General features: G+C 50.2%; 28 protein-coding genes and 1 pseudogene. 24 read left to right on the plus strand and 5 right to left on the minus strand.

Annotated elements, in window-relative coordinates; translation table 11 throughout:
- Window positions 1-126: 126 nt before the first annotated feature.
- The 5 genes from yihA to BEN74_RS12895 form a co-directional block, all read right to left on the minus strand.
- Window positions 127-984 carry a ribosome biogenesis GTP-binding protein YihA/YsxC gene (yihA, locus tag BEN74_RS12875; protein WP_068909599.1) on the minus strand — a complete coding sequence of 286 codons (858 nt, stop codon included), beginning with the start codon at window positions 982-984 and terminating at the stop codon, window positions 127-129.
- A gap of 88 nt (window positions 985-1072) precedes the next feature.
- On the minus strand, window positions 1073-1516 hold the full coding sequence (locus BEN74_RS12880) for an RrF2 family transcriptional regulator (RefSeq protein ID WP_068909597.1): 444 nt from the start codon (window positions 1514-1516) through the stop codon (window positions 1073-1075).
- A 90-nt stretch (window positions 1517-1606) separates the two neighbouring features.
- Window positions 1607-2815 (minus strand): NO-inducible flavohemoprotein, encoded by a 1209-nt coding sequence (gene hmpA / locus BEN74_RS12885; RefSeq protein WP_068909595.1) that lies wholly within the window; start codon window positions 2813-2815, stop codon window positions 1607-1609.
- A gap of 150 nt (window positions 2816-2965) precedes the next feature.
- A complete protein-coding gene (locus BEN74_RS12890; protein WP_068909593.1) occupies window positions 2966-4516 on the minus strand; it encodes a helicase HerA-like domain-containing protein in 1551 nt (516 codons plus the stop codon).
- 30 nt (window positions 4517-4546) lie between these two features.
- Entirely contained in the window at window positions 4547-5749 is a 1203-nt protein-coding gene (locus BEN74_RS12895) for a PLP-dependent transferase (protein WP_068909591.1), read from the minus strand.
- Window positions 5750-5910: 161 nt separating this feature from the next.
- Here BEN74_RS12895 and BEN74_RS12900 point away from each other — a divergent pair, with 161 nt between their 5' ends.
- From BEN74_RS12900 to rpmJ, 24 genes and pseudogenes are all read left to right on the plus strand, one after another.
- On the plus strand, window positions 5911-6645 hold the full coding sequence (locus tag BEN74_RS12900; RefSeq protein WP_068909921.1) for a type 1 glutamine amidotransferase: 735 nt from the start codon (window positions 5911-5913) through the stop codon (window positions 6643-6645).
- 271 nt (window positions 6646-6916) lie between these two features.
- Window positions 6917-7228 (plus strand): 30S ribosomal protein S10, encoded by a 312-nt coding sequence (gene rpsJ / locus BEN74_RS12905; protein ID WP_004725677.1) that lies wholly within the window; start codon window positions 6917-6919, stop codon window positions 7226-7228.
- A 60-nt stretch (window positions 7229-7288) separates the two neighbouring features.
- The gene (gene rplC, locus BEN74_RS12910; RefSeq protein ID WP_068909588.1) at window positions 7289-7927 is read left to right on the plus strand and encodes a 50S ribosomal protein L3; all 639 of its coding nucleotides are present in this window, start codon (window positions 7289-7291) and stop codon (window positions 7925-7927) included.
- 11 nt (window positions 7928-7938) lie between these two features.
- A complete protein-coding gene (gene rplD / locus BEN74_RS12915) occupies window positions 7939-8541 on the plus strand; it encodes a 50S ribosomal protein L4 (RefSeq protein ID WP_068909586.1) in 603 nt (200 codons plus the stop codon).
- Window positions 8538-8858, plus strand: a complete 321-nt coding sequence (rplW, locus tag BEN74_RS12920; protein WP_068909584.1) for a 50S ribosomal protein L23 — start codon at window positions 8538-8540, stop codon at window positions 8856-8858. Before rplD ends, rplW begins: the two co-directional genes overlap by 4 nt.
- 11 nt (window positions 8859-8869) lie before the next feature.
- Window positions 8870-9694, plus strand: coding sequence for a 50S ribosomal protein L2 (gene rplB / locus BEN74_RS12925; RefSeq protein ID WP_068909582.1), 825 nt, complete (start codon window positions 8870-8872; stop codon window positions 9692-9694).
- Window positions 9695-9713: 19 nt separating this feature from the next.
- On the plus strand, window positions 9714-9989 hold the full coding sequence (rpsS, locus tag BEN74_RS12930) for a 30S ribosomal protein S19 (RefSeq protein ID WP_004281508.1): 276 nt from the start codon (window positions 9714-9716) through the stop codon (window positions 9987-9989).
- A 9-nt stretch (window positions 9990-9998) separates the two neighbouring features.
- Window positions 9999-10328, plus strand: a complete 330-nt coding sequence (gene rplV / locus BEN74_RS12935) for a 50S ribosomal protein L22 (protein WP_068909580.1) — start codon at window positions 9999-10001, stop codon at window positions 10326-10328.
- Between the two features lies 1 nt (window position 10329).
- A pseudogene (gene rpsC / locus BEN74_RS12940) lies at window positions 10330-11140 on the plus strand (30S ribosomal protein S3); the annotation flags it as partial.
- Window positions 11086-11499, plus strand: a complete 414-nt coding sequence (rplP, locus tag BEN74_RS12945; protein ID WP_068909575.1) for a 50S ribosomal protein L16 — start codon at window positions 11086-11088, stop codon at window positions 11497-11499. The pseudogene rpsC and the gene rplP, both read left to right, overlap by 55 nt.
- Complete coding sequence (rpmC, locus tag BEN74_RS12950) at window positions 11499-11696, plus strand: 50S ribosomal protein L29 (RefSeq protein ID WP_068909573.1); 198 nt, start codon at window positions 11499-11501, stop codon at window positions 11694-11696. Before rplP ends, rpmC begins: the two co-directional genes overlap by 1 nt.
- Window positions 11693-11950: a 30S ribosomal protein S17 gene (rpsQ, locus tag BEN74_RS12955; protein WP_068909570.1), complete on the plus strand. Its 258-nt coding sequence runs from the start codon at window positions 11693-11695 to the stop codon at window positions 11948-11950. Before rpmC ends, rpsQ begins: the two co-directional genes overlap by 4 nt.
- 91 nt (window positions 11951-12041) lie before the next feature.
- On the plus strand, window positions 12042-12410 hold the full coding sequence (gene rplN, locus BEN74_RS12960; protein WP_004657680.1) for a 50S ribosomal protein L14: 369 nt from the start codon (window positions 12042-12044) through the stop codon (window positions 12408-12410).
- Between the two features lie 9 nt (window positions 12411-12419).
- Window positions 12420-12737 (plus strand): 50S ribosomal protein L24, encoded by a 318-nt coding sequence (gene rplX / locus BEN74_RS12965; RefSeq protein ID WP_068909567.1) that lies wholly within the window; start codon window positions 12420-12422, stop codon window positions 12735-12737.
- Window positions 12738-12753: 16 nt separating this feature from the next.
- Complete coding sequence (rplE, locus tag BEN74_RS12970; protein ID WP_068909565.1) at window positions 12754-13290, plus strand: 50S ribosomal protein L5; 537 nt, start codon at window positions 12754-12756, stop codon at window positions 13288-13290.
- Between the two features lie 9 nt (window positions 13291-13299).
- The gene (rpsN, locus tag BEN74_RS12975; RefSeq protein ID WP_068909563.1) at window positions 13300-13605 is read left to right on the plus strand and encodes a 30S ribosomal protein S14; all 306 of its coding nucleotides are present in this window, start codon (window positions 13300-13302) and stop codon (window positions 13603-13605) included.
- A gap of 12 nt (window positions 13606-13617) precedes the next feature.
- Window positions 13618-14013 carry a 30S ribosomal protein S8 gene (rpsH, locus tag BEN74_RS12980; protein ID WP_053579514.1) on the plus strand — a complete coding sequence of 132 codons (396 nt, stop codon included), beginning with the start codon at window positions 13618-13620 and terminating at the stop codon, window positions 14011-14013.
- Between the two features lie 13 nt (window positions 14014-14026).
- Complete coding sequence (rplF, locus tag BEN74_RS12985) at window positions 14027-14560, plus strand: 50S ribosomal protein L6 (protein WP_068909561.1); 534 nt, start codon at window positions 14027-14029, stop codon at window positions 14558-14560.
- Window positions 14561-14574: 14 nt separating this feature from the next.
- Window positions 14575-14925, plus strand: a complete 351-nt coding sequence (gene rplR, locus BEN74_RS12990) for a 50S ribosomal protein L18 (protein ID WP_067669342.1) — start codon at window positions 14575-14577, stop codon at window positions 14923-14925.
- A gap of 2 nt (window positions 14926-14927) precedes the next feature.
- The gene (rpsE, locus tag BEN74_RS12995; RefSeq protein ID WP_005012962.1) at window positions 14928-15425 is read left to right on the plus strand and encodes a 30S ribosomal protein S5; all 498 of its coding nucleotides are present in this window, start codon (window positions 14928-14930) and stop codon (window positions 15423-15425) included.
- A gap of 6 nt (window positions 15426-15431) precedes the next feature.
- Complete coding sequence (gene rpmD / locus BEN74_RS13000; protein ID WP_005012961.1) at window positions 15432-15608, plus strand: 50S ribosomal protein L30; 177 nt, start codon at window positions 15432-15434, stop codon at window positions 15606-15608.
- Between the two features lie 3 nt (window positions 15609-15611).
- A complete protein-coding gene (rplO, locus tag BEN74_RS13005) occupies window positions 15612-16052 on the plus strand; it encodes a 50S ribosomal protein L15 (RefSeq protein WP_005012960.1) in 441 nt (146 codons plus the stop codon).
- Window positions 16053-16097: 45 nt separating this feature from the next.
- A complete protein-coding gene (gene secY, locus BEN74_RS13010) occupies window positions 16098-17417 on the plus strand; it encodes a preprotein translocase subunit SecY (RefSeq protein ID WP_171404933.1) in 1320 nt (439 codons plus the stop codon).
- A 20-nt stretch (window positions 17418-17437) separates the two neighbouring features.
- Window positions 17438-17554, plus strand: coding sequence for a 50S ribosomal protein L36 (gene rpmJ / locus BEN74_RS13015; protein WP_000867907.1), 117 nt, complete (start codon window positions 17438-17440; stop codon window positions 17552-17554).
- Window positions 17555-17571: the final 17 nt, after the last annotated feature.

Consider the following 17571-nt stretch of genomic DNA (forward strand, 5'->3'; position numbering starts at 1 on the left):
TTTTTGCGCGCAGCGCATCTGCTTTACCGGATTCAGTATGGAAAAAAAATCCTGAACTGTGTTTAGCAATTCAGGACATTCCGCTGTCAAAAAATGAAATTCTTTGTCAGGCAGTAAAGCGGGGCATTATTCTTTAGGGGCGGCTGGCGCTTCATTTTCAGCGTCTGCAGGCGCAGCACCTTCAAAATCAGCTTCTTCCTCAAAGCCGGCTTCAGCGTCATCCGCTTCAGCTTCCGGAATGCTGTTCAGGTCAAACTCGCTGGCCTGTTCCAGCGTGAAGTTCAGGCGTCCGCCCATCACGCTGGCCAGCTCTTCCAAGCCCTGCTTGTTCAGTGAAGAGAACAGCTGAATGGAGAAATCCAGCTTCATCTTTTTCAATTGCGCTTTGACTTCCTGCAGAGCCTTGGACGCCGGGCCGCGGTTCAGCTTGTCCGACTTGGTCAGCAGCACATGCACGAACAGCTTGCGCGAGTAAGCCCATTCCAGCATCATCACGTCAAAATGCTGCAGCGGATGGCGGATGTCCATCAGCAGCACCAGGCCCTGCAGGCTCTGGCGGTGAATCAGGTAATTTTCCAGCTCTTTCTGCCAGACAATTTTCATCGCTTCCGGCACGGCGGCGTAGCCGTAGCCCGGCAAGTCGACCAGGCGCTGATCAGGATTGCCCAGGCTGAAAAAGTTGATCATTTGGGTGCGGCCGGGCTTTTTCGATGCGCGCGCCAGCTGCTTCTGGTTGGTCAGGGCGTTGATTGCGCTGGACTTGCCGGCATTGGAGCGGCCGGCAAAAGCGATTTCGTAGCCGCTGTCTTCCACGCATAAATTCAGTTTAGGCGCACTCATTAAGAATTCCGCTTTGCGCAGCCAATTCAATGCGCGAACAGAGTATTCAGTAATGGCAGGATCAACTTGCTTTTCATAGCTGATCTTTTGCTTCGGCCCATTGGCTGTTTTACTGTTTTTGGACTTTCCTCTGCTCTGGTGCATATCTGAACTTCATTCAAAACCTATCAAGCAGGCATTATAAAGGAAGTCGCGCGGGCAAGCGAACTTTGCAGCGCCAAAGCTGCGGAAGCTAGAGGTTAATCAGCTGAATCGGCGAATGCGTGCTGTATTTGGATGCAGCCGGCGCGCTGAGCACATCGGCGAGGGTGTATTGATCCAGGCTTTGGTAAAACTGCTCCAGCGCATGATCCAGAATGCCTTTCAGCCCGCAATTGCTGCGGAGCACGCAGGGCGGGGTATTGCATTCCACAATCGGCGTTTCCCGCTGCAGGATGCGCACCGCCTGCCCCAGCCTCAGCTGCAGCGCTTCCGGATTCAGCCGGATGCCGCCGCCTTTGCCGCGGGTGGTGATCAGCCAGTTCTGCTTGCCCATAAAGTGCACAATTTTAACCAAATGGTTTTGCGACACATGCAGATCCTGCGCAATTTCCGCAACCGTATACGGCATATCCCGGGGCTGGGAGATGTACATTAAAATACGGAGGGCGTAATCGGTGAATTTATTTAATTGCATGCCTGCACAGATATTTTCAGAAGTTGAATGAATAAAGGCTAGTCTAGCATAACCAGACCAGCCTCACATCTCATGCTGAACGCTTGGGTTTTAGTGGTGCACGCCGCCTGTGCCAAACGCTTCGCTGTGAATGCTTTCGGCAGGAATGCCGCGGGCAATCAGGGCTTTCTGCTGTTCCGCCATAAATGGCATCGGGCCGCAGAGGTAGTAGTCCGCTTTCGCCGGCAGCAGGGCGCTGTCCATGGTGCTTAAGTCCAGGCGGCCAGCCGCGTCATAGTCTTCATTCAGGGCATCGCCAGCATGCGGGAATTCATAGGCGGTGAATGTGCTGAGGCGCGGATATTTCGCTTTCAGGTCATGAATATGCTGCTTCATGGCATGCACTTGCTTGCTGCGGCAGGCATGGATGAATGTTACCGGCTGCGGCATGTCCAGCGTCACCAGCTGATTCAGCATGGCGATCATCGGAGTCAGGCCTACGCCGCCGCTGATGAATACGTTGCGCTTGCTGCTGTCAATCAGGTAGAAATTGCCTGTCGGTGCGGACACTTCAATTTCTGCACCTTCAGCCAAGCCATGCAGGGTGTTGGATACCCAGCCGCCGGCCAAATCGCCTTTTTCATCTTCACGCTTGACTGAAATGCGCAGATAGTCAGCCTGCGGGCTGTTGGACAGCGTGTACTGGCGCGGCTGCTTTAAGCCCAGCTCATCGACAAATACGCGCACTGAAATATACTGGCCCGCTTCGTATTTCGGCAGGTCGCCGCCGTCTACAGGCGCAAGGTAGAAAGAGGTGATTTCTTCGCTTTCAACCACTTTTTTGGCGATTTTAAAATTGCGCCAGCCCAGCCAGCTGCCCTTGGCCTGCTGATGCTGCTCATAAATGGCTTTTTCAGTGCTGATGAAAAGGTCAGCCAGCTGGCTGTAAGCCGCAGCCCAGGCTGCAATCAGCGGATCTTCCATCGGGATGCTCAAGACTTCGCTGATGGAGTGCAGCAGGTTTTCGCCGACAATATTGTAATCCGGCGCCTGAATATTCAGGCTGACATGTTTATGGGCGATCAGCTCAACAACCGGCAGCAGTACAGACGGATCTTCAATGTTTTCTGCATAGGCCAAGACCGCGCCGGCAAGGGCCTGCGCTTGAGCGCCGCTGCGCTGATGGCCCATGTTGAAGGTTTCTTTCAGCTCTGGGTTGTTGCCGAGCATGCGGTTATAGAAATAGCCGGTCAATGCCACACCATTTTCGCGGAGTACAGGAACAGTAGCTTTTACAAGGTCAATTTGCTGCGGAGTCATAGCTGATCTCTCATGGCGGTTATTTATAAGATGTATTTAAAATACATCTTTAATAATGCGTTGGCAATACATCTTATAAACAAAACCCTAAAAAAATTATGGGATATAAAAATATCCCATAATTTTGCTGCTTTTAATTGAATCTTTAGATTATTTTCCGCCGAACAGCGAACCCAGCAGGCCGCGGACAATTTTCTGCCCCGCGCTGCCGCCCAGGCTGCGGGCAGCGCTCTTGGCGAAAGTGCCGACCGTATCCTGAAGCAGCTTTCCGCGCTGCCTGGCGGCGCGTTCAGCTTCTTTCTGCTGCTCGCGTGCCAGGCGTTCCTGTTCACGCGCCTGCTGCTTTGCCTGCGCTTCCTGTTCTTTGGCCAGGGCTTTTTCCTGTTCGGCTTGCGCAGCCTGCTGCTGGCGTCCGGCGACTTTCCGCTGCAGCAGCTCAAAGGCGCTTTCGCGGTCTAAGGGCTGTTCATACACGCCGGCGGCGATGCTTTGCGCCATCAGGGCTTTACGCTCCTCCAGGCTGATAGGGTTGAAGGAGGAATGCGGCGGCATGACCCAGCCGCGCTCTACAATCTGCGGCGTGCCTTGCTCATCCAGGCAGCTGATCAGCGCTTCGCCCACTCCCAATTCGGTAATCGCCTGATCGGCTTTAAATTCCGGATTGGCGCGGAAAGTATCGGCTGCGGTTTTGACTGCTTTCTGGTCTTTCGGGGTAAATGCGCGCAGCGCATGCTGCACGCGGTTGCCCAGCTGGCCTAAGACGCTTTCCGGCAAGTCCAGCGGGTTTTGAGTGACAAAATAAATGCCGACGCCTTTGGAGCGGATCAGGCGCACTACCTGTTCAATTTTTTCCTGCAGCGCCGCGCTGGCATTGTCAAACAGCAGGTGCGCTTCATCAAAAAAGAACACCAGTTTCGGCTTGTCCATGTCGCCGGCCTCAGGCAGCTGCTCGAACAGCTCGGAGAGCATCCACAGCAGGAAGGTGGCGTAGAGCTTCGGCGTATTTATCAGCTGGTCTGCGGCTAATATATTGATATAGCCGTGGCCATTGCTGTCGGTTTGAATGAAGTCCAGAATATTCAGGCTGGGTTCGCCAAAGAACTGATCGCCGCCCTGATCCGCCAGCGCCAGCAGGTTGCGCTGAATGGCGCCCAGGCTGGCAGGCGAGAGGTTGCCGTATTCGGCTTTAAACTCGGCAGCATGTTCGCTGACATAGCTCAGCATGGCCTTTAAGTCTTTAAAATCAATCAGCAGCAGGCCCTGATCATCGGCAATGCGGAACACGGCCGCCAGCACGCCTTCCTGCGTGTCATTCAGGTTCAGCATCTGCGCCAGCAGCAGCGGGCCGATTTCGGAAACGGTGGTGCGGATCGGGTGGCCCTGCGCGCCGAATAAATCCCAGAACAGCACTGGAGAGGCTTCAAAAGGAATAGAGTCAATATTCAGGCTTTTAAGCCGTTCATCAAACTTTGGGCTGGCGGCGCCGGCTTTGGCCAGGCTGGACACATCGCCTTTGGCGTCGGCCAGAAAAACCGGCACGCCTATGCGCGAAAAGCTTTCCGCCAGCACCTTAAGCGTCACCGTCTTGCCGGTTCCGGTTGCGCCGGCAATCAGGCCGTGGCGGTTGGCGAATTGTGAATGCAGCGCAATATCCTGCTGCGGATCGGCGGTTTTTTTCGCAATGATGATCGGTGTGCCCATAGCCAGCCCTATTCCCGGTTCTATTTTAAGTTATTCGATTTGCGGCCTTTTCAGTTGTTTTAGCGCATTTTCTATATCTTGGATTAAATCCTGCGGATGTTCCAGCCCTATGCAGAAGCGCACCAGCAAACCTTGTTGTAAATGTGTATGCTGCAGCGCGCGCATGGTTTTCAAGTCATACAGCATCACCAGGCTGAGCGGCCCGCCCCAGCTGAAGCCGAGCTTAAATAAGGACAGGGCATCGCAGAAAGCGCGGATATCCTGCATAGCGTATTCAGGCTTGAAGATCACGCTGACCAGGCCAGCGCTGTGCCCGTCCCGGCAGACTTCCTTCCAGTAGGCATGGCCTGCCGATTCCGGGTCGGCCGGATGCAGCACCTGAGCAAATTCAGGCTGCTGCTTCAGCCAGTTCATCAAGCTTAAAGCGCTTTGCGACTGATGCTCATAGCGCAGCTGCATCGAGGCCAGGCTGCGCTGGACTTGGGCTGCGTCATCGCCGGAAATTGAGATGCCCTGAATGGCATGCATGCGGAACAGCTGGCGGTGCAGGCTTTTATCGCGGGTCACCACCGAACCCATCAGCATGTCGCCGCCGCCGCTGGGGTATTTGGTCAGCGCATGCACGGTCATGTCGACGCTTAAATGCTCAGCGCCGAAATCAAAGGCATTGAAGGCCAGCCCTGCGCCCCAGGTGTTGTCCAGAGCGGTCAGGATGCTGTGTGCTTTGGCCTTTTTAACCAAGCCTGTTAAGTCTGGAAATTCTAAAGTCACGGAACCTGCAGCTTCCAGCCAGATCAGTTTGGCTTTTTCCGTGGGCTGAAAAGTTTCCGCATCCAGCGGATTGTAAACCTTAACTTCTATGCCGCAGCGCGCCTGCAGATTGCGCAGATGCTCCATATTCGGGCCGTAAATATTGTCGGCAACCCAGACTTCATCGCCCTGCGCCAGAAAGCAGCAGTTCACCAGATTAATCGCCGACAGGCCGCTCGGCGCCAGCAGGCAGTATGCGCCGCCTTCAATCTGCGCGATATTGTCGCCCAGAGTGAAAGTGGTCGGTGTGCCGTGCGTGCCGTAGCTGTAGTCATAATCATCGCCCCAGCTGCGGTTAAACAGGGCATCGGTATTGTTAAAAATAATCGTCGATGCGCGAAATAGGGGAGGCTGTACGGTGGAAATGTACTGCGGGGCTTTTCTTGGTGCATGGATCAGGGCGGTTTGAGGCTTCTTGTTCACGGCGCGGCTCTAAAATGGGGTGGATGCATCAGCCAAGCTTAAGAGATCGCTACGCTTTGCGCTACAGAATGTTGAATTTGTTTAAAAACCTCAGTGCCGGCCTAAAGTTGGCTTCATTCTTGCAAAACTTGGGCAAAGCTGCAGTAATTAAGGAAGGGAGCATGATACCGCATTTAAAAGTACATTATTTTCAGCATATTGCTGGCGAAGGGTTTGGAAGCTGCCATCCGTATTTGAAGCAGCTGCATGCGGAAATTAGCGCCACCGAGTTTTTTGCGCTGCCGCTGGATCGGCCGCTGGAAATCGAGGCCCTGCCGCAGGTGGAAGATGTTGACCTGCTGCTGATTATGGGCGGGACCATGAGCGTCAATGATGAAGCCAATTATCCATGGCTGAAAATAGAAAAGCGCTGGCTGCGGCGCTATCTGGCGCTGGGCAAGCCGGCCATCGGGCTGTGTCTGGGCGGCCAGCTGATCGCCAGCGCCTTGGGGGCTGCGGTCAGCAGGAATGCGGTGCAGGAGCTGGGCTGGACTGCGGTGCGCAAAGTTAATTTTGTGCCGCAGGAATGCTTCCAGCTACCGGAGCAGTTCAGTGTCTTGCAGTGGCACAGCGAAACCTTTGAAATTCCCAAGGGCGCCGTGCATTTGGCGGAAAACCCGGCCTGCCGCAATCAGATGTACCAAATTGGCAGAAATGTGCTCGGCTTTCAGTTTCATCCGGAAATCACCCCGGAAACGCTGGCGCTGTTTTTGGAAGATGATGATGAGCTGGCTTTATATCAGGGCGCCTGTGTGCAGCCGGCAAAGGCGCTGAGGAACTCTCCGCGTGAAAAATTTATTGAAGGAAATCAAATGTTAAATAAAGCAATTGCCTATGTTTTAGGAAAAACAGCTTGAACGCCGGCTGGCCGGCCGCGCAACTTGCGCTGAAATGCAAAAAGAGCAGAAAAACAAGAAAAGGCATTTGCTTATGCATTAAACAATGGCTATAATGAGCGACCCTTTAATGAAAGGGGGTTGGCTGCGAATAAAGCAGCCGGCATCGTGACAGTCGCGGCATCGATCGTGACCTTAGTGATATTTCACTGCCTTTGACACTTGCCTTAAAATAGTGGGGTGAGATGCGTCAAGGGTGATTCTTTATATATTTGGCTTGGAGTTAACTGGTATGTCTAACCAGAGAATTCGTATCCGTCTTAAGTCTTTTGATCACCGCTTAATTGATCAATCTTCTCAAGAGATCGTAGAAACAGCAAAACGCACTGGCGCACAAGTTTGCGGTCCAATCCCGATGCCTACACGCATCGAGCGTTTCAACGTTTTAACATCACCACACGTTAACAAAGATGCGCGTGACCAATACGAGATCCGCACTTATAAACGTTTGATCGACATCGTTCAGCCTACAGACAAAACTGTAGATGCGCTGATGAAGTTGGATCTTGCAGCTGGTGTTGATGTTCAGATCGCATTGGGTTAAGGCTTTCGGGTTAATTAACGCTCTAAGTTAATTAGGCCGCTTTTTTAGAGGTTTATGCACATGGCTATTGGTTTAGTCGGTCGCAAGTGCGGTATGACACGCATCTTTACAGATGCTGGTGTTTCTGTGCCTGTAACAGTGATTGAGGTTGATCCTAACCGCATCACTCAAATCAAAACGCTTGAAACTGATGGTTATCAAGCGATTCAAATCACTACTGGTGAACGCCGCGAATCTCGCGTAACTAACGCTCAAAAAGGCCACTTTGCGAAAGCTGGTGTCGCTGCGGGCCGTTTAGTTCAAGAATTCCGCGTTTCAGAAGCTGAACTTGAAGGTCGTGAAGTTGGCGCTGCTATCGGTGTTGACTTGTTTACAGTTGGTCAAATTGTTGACGTAACTGGTCAGTCTAAAGGTAAGGGTTTCCAAGGCGGCGTTAAGCGCTGGAATTTCCGTACTCAAGATGCTACCCACGGTAACTCGGTTTCTCACCGTGTTCTAGGTTCTACTGGTCAAAACCAGACTCCTGGCCGCGTGTTCAAAGGCAAAAAAATGGCTGGCCATTTAGGTGCTGAGCGCGTAACCGTACAAGGTCTTGAAATTGTATCTATCGACGCAGAGCGTTCAGTTCTGGTTGTTAAAGGTGCGATTCCTGGTGCTACTGGCGGCGACGTAACTGTTCGTCCTACGATCAAGGCCTGAGGGGAAATAACGTGAATTTAAATACTGTTTCCGGCTCTGCTGTTGAATTGTCTGAAGTTGCTTTCGGACGCGAGTTTAATGAAGCCCTTGTACACCAGGTTGTTACAGCTTACTTAGCTGGCGGCCGTCAAGGTTCTAAAGCTCAAAAATCTCGTGCAGACGTATCTGGCGGCGGCAAAAAGCCTTTCCGTCAAAAAGGTACTGGCCGCGCGCGTGCCGGTTCTATCCGCAGCCCAATCTGGGTTGGCGGCGGTAAAACTTTTGCTGCCCGTCCGCAGGACTGGTCTCAAAAAGTAAACCGTAAAATGTACCGCGGCGCTATGCAGTGCATCCTGGCTGAGCTTGTTCGTCAAGACCGCCTTGTTTTGGTTGAAGAGTTTGCTGTTGCAGCTCCAAAAACTAAAGATTTGCTTGCTAAACTTAACGGCTTGAACGCTACTCGCGCGCTGATCGTTACGGATGCTGTTGATGAGAATCTGTATCTTGCTGCCCGCAACCTTCCGCATGTAGATGTGGTTGACGCTGCTGCAATCGATCCAGTTAGCCTGATCGCGTTCGATAAAGTTGTTATGTCTGTAGCTGCTGCTAAGAAAATTGAGGTAGAACTCGGATGAACAACGAACGTATCTATCAAGTCCTGCAAGGACCTGTATTTTCAGAAAAAGCACAAGTTTTAGGCGAAACAGCCGGTGTTCAAGTTTTCAAAGTTGCGCTTAATGCAAACAAACTTGAAATCAAAAAAGCTGTTGAGCAATTGTTTGGTGTTCAAGTTGTTAAAGTTAACACAACGATCACTAAAGGTAAGACTAAGCGCTTTGGTCGTACATTAGGACGCCGTTCTGATGTTAAAAAAGCATACGTCACCCTGAAAGCTGGCCAAGATGTTGAAATGGCTGACTTGGGCGATACCGCTGAAAACGCAGCGGAATAAGGACGAGAATTATGCCTATTCAAAAATGTAAGCCAACGTCTCCGGGCCGCCGCTTTGTAGAGAAAGTCGTTCACGACCATCTTCACAAAGGCGCACCGTACTCGCCGTTGGTTGAAGCTAAAAAACGCACTGGCGGCCGTAACAACAACGGTCACATCACGACTCGTCACGTTGGTGGCGGTCACAAGCAGCATTACCGTCTTGTTGACTTCAAACGCAACAAAGATGGCATTCCTGCAACTGTAGAGCGTATCGAATACGATCCTAACCGTACTGCACACATTGCGCTTGTATTGTATGCTGACGGCGAGCGTCGCTATATCATTGCGCCTAAAGGCCTTCGCGCTGGCGATCAAGTACAGTCTGGCAACGATGCTCCAATTCGTCCAGGTAACTGCTTGCCGCTTCGCAACATGCCAATCGGTTCTACTCTTCACAACATCGAGCTTAAAATCGGCAAAGGCGCGCAGTTAGCACGCTCTGCTGGTACTTCAGTTCAGCTGTTGGGTCGTGACGGTTCTTACGCTATCGTTCGTTTACGTTCTGGTGAAATGCGCAAGATTCACGTTGAATGCCGTGCTGTTCTGGGTGAAGTTTCTAACTCAGAAAGCAACCTTCGCTCACTGGGTAAAGCTGGTGCATCGCGCTGGCGCGGTGTCCGTCCAACCGTTCGCGGTATGGCGATGAACCCAGTTGATCACCCGCACGGTGGCGGTGAAGGCCGTAACAAGGGTATTCAGCCTGTAAGCCCATGGGGTCAAAAAGCTAAAGGGTACAAGACACGTACCAACAAGCGTACGACTAAGATGATCATTCGCGACCGTCGCGTTAAGTAACAAGTAAAGGAATCTGACAATGCCTCGTTCTCTGAAAAAAGGCCCATTCGTCGATGCGCACTTGTTCGCTAAGGTTGAAGCGGCTATCGCGGCTAACAACCGCAAGCCGATCAAAACTTGGTCGCGTCGTTCGATGATCCTCCCGGATTTTGTTGGTTTAACAATTTCTGTACACAATGGCCGTAACCATGTTCCAGTAATCGTATCTGAGCATATGGTTGGTCATAAACTCGGTGAATTCGCGCCAACTCGTACCTATCGTGGTCACGGTGTTGACAAGAAGTCTAAACGTTAAGGTGCTATGATGGAAGTTACTGCTAAATTACGCGGTGCCGCTATCTCGGCACAAAAAGCACGTTTGGTTGCAGACCTGATCCGCGGCAAATCTGTTGCGCATGCTTTGAACATTTTAACTTTCAGCAATAAAAAAGCTGCAGTTTTAGTGAAAAAAGCTTTGGAATCTGCGATTGCAAACGCTGAACACAATAACAGTTTAGATGTTGACGATCTTAAAGTATCTACGATCTACGTTGATGAAGGCATGAGCCTGAAACGTATTATGCCGCGCGCCAAAGGCCGTGCAGACCGTATTACTAAGCGTACTTGTCACATTACCGTTAAGGTAGGGGTTTGATATGGGTCAGAAGGTTCATCCAATCGGTATCCGCCTAGGTGTTGTGAAACGTCATAACGCTAACTGGTATGCGAATCCGAAACAATACGCTGAATACTTGCTTAAAGATTTGCAGGTTCGCGAGTTTTTGATTAAAAAACTTAAGAATGCAATGATCAGCAATATTCTTATCGAACGCCCTACAGGCGCTGCTAAAATTACGATTAGCACTGCCCGTCCAGGTATCGTTATCGGTAAAAAAGGCGAAGACATTGAGAAATTGCAGCGCGAATTGACATCTATCATGGGTGTTCCAGCGCAAGTAAGCATCAACGAAATCGACCGCCCGGACTTAGACGCTCGTTTAGTTGCTGAAGCGATTGCTTCTCAGCTGGAAAAACGCGTTATGTTCCGCCGCGCTATGAAGCGTGCGGTGCAGAACTCTATGCGTGCTGGTGCGAAAGGTATCAAAGTTGAAGTTTCAGGCCGTCTTGGCGGTGCTGAGATTGCGCGTACTGAATGGTATCGTGAAGGCCGTGTGCCTTTGCATACGCTTCGCGCTGACATCGACTATGCTACTATGCGTGCTGAAACGACTTACGGTACGATCGGCGTTAAAGTTTGGATCTTCCGCGGCGAGATCTTGGGCGGCATGAAGCAAGTCATGAACCCAGCTCCAGCTGAAGAGCGTCCAGCTAAGCGCGGTCGCGGCCGTGGTGAAGGTCAGGAGCGTCGTGGTCGTCGCAATGATCGTTCTGCTGAAAAAGGAGAATAATCCATGTTGCAACCTAAACGTACTAAATTCCGCAAAGTGCAGAAAGGCCGTAACACTGGCCTGGCGCACCGCGGTAGCTCAGTATCTTTTGGTACAATCGCACTTAAGTCTGTTGAGCGTGGTCAAATGACTGCTCGCCAGATCGAAGCTGCGCGTCGTACAATCAGCCGTCGTATTAAACGTGGTGGTAAGATCTTTATCCGTGTGTTCCCGGATAAGCCGATTACTGAAAAACCATTAGAAGTTCGTATGGGTAAAGGTAAAGGTTCTGTGGAATACTGGGTTTGCCAAATCAAACCAGGTAAAGTCTTGTACGAAATTGATGGTGTTAACGAAGAATTGGCGCGTGAAGCATTTACGCTTGCTGCTGCTAAGCTTCCGTTTAAAACCACTATCGTGACTCGGACGGTAATGTAATGAAAACTAAAGATCTACGTGAAAAGTCGGTAGAAGAGTTGACAGCTTTGCTTGATGAGCAGCAGCTTAACCAATTCCGTCTTCGTATGGCGAAAGCAACTGGTCAGCTGGGTAAAACGCATGAAGTTGCGCTTACCCGCAAAACTATTGCTCGTATTAAGACCCTCCTTACCGAAAAACAGGGGAACGGACAATGAGTGAAAATACAGTCCGCACGTTAACCGGCAAAGTCGTAAGCGACAAAATGGACAAGTCTATTGTTGTGCTTATTGAACGCCGCGTTCAACACCCGTTGTACGGCAAATCAATCCGCCGTTCAACTAAATTACACGCTCATGATGAGAACAATGTTGCTAAAACTGGCGACTTGGTAACCATCAAAGAAAGCCGCCCAATTTCTAAAACTAAGTCTTGGACTCTGGTTGAAGTTGTTGAAGCAGCTGCTGAGTAATTAACGTTCTTGTTGCATCATCGGTCAATTTCGAGTACTCTTTGAGCCTTTCGAAATTGCGACCGGTGATGCTCGGTTTTGGAGTAGGGCAATGATTCAAACCGAAAGTATGCTCGACGTAGCAGACAACAGTGGTGCTCGCCGCGTACAATGTATCAAAGTACTTGGTGGTTCACATCGTCGTTATGCTTCTGTTGGCGACATTATTAAAGTTACTGTAAAAGAAGCTATTCCGCGCGCACGTGTTAAAAAAGGTGACGTGATGAATGCTGTAGTTGTACGTACAAAGTTCGGCATCCGTCGTCCAGATGGCTCTGTTATCCGTTTCGACGATAACGCAGCTGTTATTTTGAACAACAACAAAGCGCCGATTGCAACTCGTATTTTCGGACCAGTGACTCGTGAACTTCGTACTGAACAGTTCATGAAAATTATTTCATTGGCTCCTGAAGTTCTATAAGAGGCAATCATGGCTAAGATTAAAAAGGGCGATCAAGTAATTGTGATCGCAGGTAAAGAAAAAGGCAAACAGGGTACTGTGCTGTCTGTTTCTAATGACCGCGTTATGGTTGAAGGCCTTAACCTGGTTAAGAAGCATCAAAAGCCGAACCGTGCAACAGGTGCTGAAGGCGCTGTAGTTACACAGGAAGCTTCGCTTCACATCTCAAACGTGGCAATTTTTAATGCTGCAACCCAAAAGGCTGACCGTATTGGTTACCAAGTGATTGAAGGCGTGAAAACTCGCGTTTACAAATCTAACGGTGAATCAGTGGCGGTAGCGAAGTAATAGGTTGAAATAGGCAATGGCCAGACTTAAAACACGTTACAACGACGAACTTAAGGCTCAATTACAAGAGACTTTAGCCGTTAAGAATGTGATGGAGATCCCTCGCATCACTAAAATCACCATCAACATGGGCGTTGGCGCAGCTGCTGCTGACAAAAAGCTCCTTGATGGCGCTCTTGCTGACATGCAGGCTATTGCTGGCCAAAAGCCAGTTCTGACTTTGGCCCGCAAATCTATCGCTGGTTTTAAAATCCGTGATGGCTGGCCGATCGGCTGTAAAGTTACTTTACGCGGCGAGCGCATGTACGAATTCTTAGACCGTCTGATCTCTATTGCGATCCCTCGTATCCGTGACTTCCGTGGTTTCTCTGCGAAATCATTTGACGGCCGCGGCAACTACTCTATGGGTCTTAAAGAGCAAATCGTTTTCCCTGAAATCGATTTTGACAAGATTGATCGTATTCGTGGTATGGATATTACCATCACTACGACTGCTCGCACCGATGACGAAGGCCGTGCGCTTATGCGTGCATTCGGCTTCCCGTTCAAATAAGAGGTCGATATGGCTAAGAAAGGTATGATTAATCGCGAATTGAAACGCGAAAAGACAGTTGCTAAATACGCTGCAAAACGTGCTGAATTAAAAGCAATTATTGCAAACGTAAATGCCAGCGACGAAGAACGTTTCGATGCGATGATGAAATTTCAGGCATTACCTCGTAATGCATCTCCAGTACGTCTGCGTAACCGTTGCGGTTTAACTGGCCGTCCTCATGGTTACTTCCGCAAGTTCGGCTTAAGCCGCAACAAATTACGCGATACAGTAATGCAAGGTGATGTGCCGGGCGTTGTTAAGGCAAGCTGGTAAGGAGCACTATAAATGAGTATGCAAGATACCGTTGCCGACATGCTAACACGTGTTCGTAACGCGCAAATGGCTAAGAAGCAAACTGTTTCTATGCCTAATTCCAAGTTGAAAGTTGCTATTGCCAACGTTCTTCAGCAGGAAGGCTACATTTCTAACGTAGAAGTTGCGGATGCTGAAGGCAAAGCGACTTTAACAATTACGTTAAAATATTTCGAAGGCAAGCCAGTTATCGAAACCGTTAAGCGCGTAAGCCGTCCAGGCCTTCGCCAATACCGCGGTAAAGATGCACTTCCGAGCGTTAAGCAAGGTTTGGGTATTGCAATTGTTTCTACAAGCAAAGGCATCATGACTGATCGCGCTGCACGTGCTGCGGGCATCGGTGGTGAAGTTATTGCTTTTGTTTCTTAATAGGTGATTCCTCATGTCTCGTGTGGCTAAAGCCCCAGTAACTGTGCCTAACGGTGTAACAGTTACTCAGAACGGCCGGCAGGTCGAAGTGAAAGGCAGCAAAGGTACATTGTCTTTCAACCTGCATGCGCTGGTCGAGCTTAAACAGGAAGACGGTATTTTAGCTGTTGCTCCAAAAGCTGAGTCGAAAGACGCTTGGATGCAGGCTGGTACTGCTCGCGCTGTCCTTAACAACCTTGTAAAAGGCGTTAACGAAGGCTTCGAACGCAAGTTGCAGCTGATCGGTGTTGGTTATAAAGCTGCCGTTAAAGGCACTGTTGTTAACCTTAACCTCGGCTTCTCTCATCCGATTGACTACAGCCTTCCTGAAGGCGTAACCGCAGAAACTCCAACAGCGACTGAAATCGTGTTGAAGTCTGCGAACAAGCAGCTGCTTGGTCAAGTCGCGGCTGAGATCCGTGGTTACCGTCCTCCAGAGCCTTATAAAGGCAAAGGTGTTCGTTATTCTGACGAAGTTGTACTTCGTAAAGAAGCTAAGAAGAAATAAGGCGCGAGGTTCTTATGAACGAAAAGAAACAAACCCGTTTGCGTCGTGCGAAAAGCACACGCTTGCACATCCGTGCATTGGGTGCGACTCGTTTGTGTGTAAACCGCACTCCGCGTCACATCTATGCTCAAGTTATTTCAGCCGATGGCGGCAAAGTATTGGCGCAAGCTTCTACTTTGGACGCTACATTGCGTGCTGGTACAACTGGTAACGTTGAAGCAGCGAAACAAGTAGGTGCTTTAATCGCAGAGCGCGCTAAAGCAGCTGGTGTAACTAAAGTTGCATTTGACCGTTCTGGTTTCAAATATCATGGTCGTATCAAAGCCTTGGCTGATGCTGCCCGTGAAAACGGCTTGGAGTTCTAATCATGGCTAAAGTTGAACAAAACGAAGGTCTCGTTGAGAAGCTGGTTGCCGTTGATCGTGTAGCCAAAGTTGTTAAGGGTGGCCGCATTTTCTCTTTCACAGCATTGACTGTTGTGGGCGACGGTAATGGCCGTGTAGGCTTTGGTCGTGGTAAAGCGCGTGAAGTTCCAGCTGCTATTTCTAAAGCGCTTGAAGCTGCGCGCCGCAACATGATTACTGTTGATCTTGTTGATGGTACAGTTCAGCATCCGATTAATGCCCGTCATGGTGCAAGCCGCGTTTACATGCAGCCTGCTTCAGAAGGTACTGGCGTAATCGCTGGCGGCGCAATGCGTGCAGTTCTTGAAGCTGTTGGCGTTCGCAACGTATTGACGAAATGTTACGGTTCTACCAATGCTGCCAACGTAGTAAACGCGACTTTCAACGGTCTGCGTGACATGACTTCTCCTGAGAAAGTCGCTGCGAAACGTGGTCTTTCAGTAGAACAAATTCAAGGGTAATCAATCATGAAAACGATTAAAGTTACCCAGACTAAATCTTCATCGCACCGCTTGAAAAATCACAAGCTCAGCCTGAAAGGTTTAGGTCTGCGTCGTATTGGTCATACTGTAGAAGTGCAAGATACGCCTTCTAACCGCGGTATGATCAACCAAGTCTACTATATGGTTAGTGTAGAGGAATAAGCCATGACTCTGCGTTTAAATACAATTGCGCCTGCAGAAGGCGCTAAGCGTGATAACCTTCGTCTGGGCCGCGGTATCGGTTCTGGCGTAGGCAAGACTGGCGGCCGCGGTGTCAAAGGTCAGAATTCACGTAAGAGCGGCGGTACTCGTCCAGGCTTTGAAGGCGGCCAAACAGCGTTATACCGCCGTTTGCCTAAATTCGGCTTCACTAGCCAGCTCGCTTTGAAAACTGCTGAAGTACGTTTGTCAGAACTTGCTAAAGTTGAAGGTGATCTTGTTTCACTGGAAACTTTGAAAGCTGCCAACGTTGTGCGTAAAGATATGCTTCGTGCACGTATCGTACTTTCTGGTGAAATTACCCGTGCTTTCACTGTTCAAGGTGTTGCATTGACTAAAGGCGCTAAAGCTGCTGTTGAAGCTGCTGGCGGTAAAGTCGAGGAGTAATCCCCAGTGTCTATGACTCCTAGTTCTTCAGGTCATGTCAATATGATGAAAGGCCAGCCGTTTCATGTGAAATACCGTGAAATTATCCGCCGCATGATGTTCCTCATCGGGGCGCTGCTGGTTTTTCGGCTAGGAGCGCATATTCCAGTACCGGGCATTAATAATGCTGCCCTGGAAAACCTTTTTAATGCAAACCAGGGCACGATCCTTGGTTTGTTTAATATGTTTTCCGGCGGCGCATTAGAGCGGATGTCGATTCTTGCTCTTGGCATTATGCCGTACATTTCTGCATCGATTATCGTGCAGCTGATGTCTACGGTAGTTCCTTCGCTCGAAGCTTTGAAAAAAGAAGGCGAGCAGGGCAAGCGCAAGATCAATCAGTATACGCGCCAAGGCACGCTGTTCCTTGCGCTGGTGCAGGCTGTGGGCATGTGTGCGGGCTTAATCAGCCAGGGGATTACCCTGAGCTCCGGTTTGGCCTTCTATGTTCCTGCGGTGACTTCACTGGTTGCAGGCACAATGTTCCTGATGTGGCTGGGTGAGCAGATTACCGAGCGCGGGGTGGGCAATGGCATTTCCATGATCATCTTCGCCGGTATTGTTGCGGGCTTGCCGAACCTGGTTCTGCAGTCTTTATCATCAGCTGACAATGGCCAGACCAGCCTGATCGGGCTGGCCATATTCGGCCTGCTTTCCCTGGCTGTTTTGGCTGCGATTGTGTTTATCGAGAAGGCGCAGCGCCGCATTCCGGTAAACTATGCGCAAAAGCAGCAGGGCCGCCGCGTATTCTCTGCACAGCAGACGCATTTGCCATTGAAAATCAATATGGCGGGTGTGATTCCGGCAATTTTTGCCAGCTCACTGCTTCTGTTCCCTGCGAGCTTAGGCCAGTGGGTGGGAAGTGCTGATCCTGATGCAGGGCTGATTAAGCGCAGCCTTCAAGATTTGGCGCTGGTATTGTCGCCTGGGCAGCCGCTGTATCTGGTGCTCTTCGGCGCGCTGATTATCTTTTTCTGCTACTTCTATACCGCGCTGGTTTTCAGCCCGAAAGAAGTTTCAGAGAACTTGAAGCGCAGCGGAGCTTATGTGCCGGGTATCCGTCCAGGTGAACAGACTGCCCGTTACTTAGATCATATTCTCAATCGCTTGACTTTTATCGGCGCGATTTACATCACGGTGATCTGCTTAATGCCGATGATTCTGCAAAGCTCGTTTGGCATTCCATTCAGCTTGGGCGGAACGTCGCTGCTGATCGTTGTGGTGGTTGTGATGGACTTTATGGCTCAGCTTCAAGCCCATCTCACCTCGCACCAGTATGACAATCAATCGCTAATGAGAAAAACGACTGCTCATCCTAAGGGATAAGCGCACTTAGAGGTTTCATCATGAAAGTACAAGCTTCTGTAAAGAAAATTTGTGGTAGCTGTAAAGTTATCCGTCGTAATGGGGTTATTCGCGTAATTTGCAGCGCAGAACCTCGTCATAAGCAGCGTCAAGGTTAATCTGATCAAGACCTGTT

The sequence above is a fragment of the Acinetobacter sp. WCHAc010034 genome, from assembly GCF_001696615.3.
Lineage (GTDB): Bacteria > Pseudomonadota > Gammaproteobacteria > Pseudomonadales > Moraxellaceae > Acinetobacter.

Coding starts and splice junctions, on each gene's coding strand:
- yihA (WP_068909599.1), bottom strand. CDS start 984: ATGCACCAGAGCAGAGGAAAGTCCAAAAACAGTAAAACAGCCAATGGG.
- BEN74_RS12880 (WP_068909597.1), bottom strand. CDS start 1,516: ATGCAATTAAATAAATTCACCGATTACGCCCTCCGTATTTTAATGTAC.
- hmpA (WP_068909595.1), bottom strand. CDS start 2,815: ATGACTCCGCAGCAAATTGACCTTGTAAAAGCTACTGTTCCTGTACTC.
- BEN74_RS12890 (WP_068909593.1), bottom strand. CDS start 4,516: ATGGGCACACCGATCATCATTGCGAAAAAAACCGCCGATCCGCAGCAG.
- BEN74_RS12900 (WP_068909921.1), top strand. CDS start 5,911: ATGATACCGCATTTAAAAGTACATTATTTTCAGCATATTGCTGGCGAA.
- rpsJ (WP_004725677.1), top strand. CDS start 6,917: ATGTCTAACCAGAGAATTCGTATCCGTCTTAAGTCTTTTGATCACCGC.
- rplC (WP_068909588.1), top strand. CDS start 7,289: ATGGCTATTGGTTTAGTCGGTCGCAAGTGCGGTATGACACGCATCTTT.
- rplW (WP_068909584.1), top strand. CDS start 8,538: ATGAACAACGAACGTATCTATCAAGTCCTGCAAGGACCTGTATTTTCA.
- rplB (WP_068909582.1), top strand. CDS start 8,870: ATGCCTATTCAAAAATGTAAGCCAACGTCTCCGGGCCGCCGCTTTGTA.
- rpsS (WP_004281508.1), top strand. CDS start 9,714: ATGCCTCGTTCTCTGAAAAAAGGCCCATTCGTCGATGCGCACTTGTTC.
- rplV (WP_068909580.1), top strand. CDS start 9,999: ATGGAAGTTACTGCTAAATTACGCGGTGCCGCTATCTCGGCACAAAAA.
- rplP (WP_068909575.1), top strand. CDS start 11,086: ATGTTGCAACCTAAACGTACTAAATTCCGCAAAGTGCAGAAAGGCCGT.
- rpmC (WP_068909573.1), top strand. CDS start 11,499: ATGAAAACTAAAGATCTACGTGAAAAGTCGGTAGAAGAGTTGACAGCT.
- rpsQ (WP_068909570.1), top strand. CDS start 11,693: ATGAGTGAAAATACAGTCCGCACGTTAACCGGCAAAGTCGTAAGCGAC.
- rplN (WP_004657680.1), top strand. CDS start 12,042: ATGATTCAAACCGAAAGTATGCTCGACGTAGCAGACAACAGTGGTGCT.
- rplX (WP_068909567.1), top strand. CDS start 12,420: ATGGCTAAGATTAAAAAGGGCGATCAAGTAATTGTGATCGCAGGTAAA.
- rplE (WP_068909565.1), top strand. CDS start 12,754: ATGGCCAGACTTAAAACACGTTACAACGACGAACTTAAGGCTCAATTA.
- rpsN (WP_068909563.1), top strand. CDS start 13,300: ATGGCTAAGAAAGGTATGATTAATCGCGAATTGAAACGCGAAAAGACA.
- rpsH (WP_053579514.1), top strand. CDS start 13,618: ATGAGTATGCAAGATACCGTTGCCGACATGCTAACACGTGTTCGTAAC.
- rplF (WP_068909561.1), top strand. CDS start 14,027: ATGTCTCGTGTGGCTAAAGCCCCAGTAACTGTGCCTAACGGTGTAACA.
- rplR (WP_067669342.1), top strand. CDS start 14,575: ATGAACGAAAAGAAACAAACCCGTTTGCGTCGTGCGAAAAGCACACGC.
- rpsE (WP_005012962.1), top strand. CDS start 14,928: ATGGCTAAAGTTGAACAAAACGAAGGTCTCGTTGAGAAGCTGGTTGCC.
- rpmD (WP_005012961.1), top strand. CDS start 15,432: ATGAAAACGATTAAAGTTACCCAGACTAAATCTTCATCGCACCGCTTG.
- rplO (WP_005012960.1), top strand. CDS start 15,612: ATGACTCTGCGTTTAAATACAATTGCGCCTGCAGAAGGCGCTAAGCGT.
- secY (WP_171404933.1), top strand. CDS start 16,098: ATGAAAGGCCAGCCGTTTCATGTGAAATACCGTGAAATTATCCGCCGC.
- rpmJ (WP_000867907.1), top strand. CDS start 17,438: ATGAAAGTACAAGCTTCTGTAAAGAAAATTTGTGGTAGCTGTAAAGTT.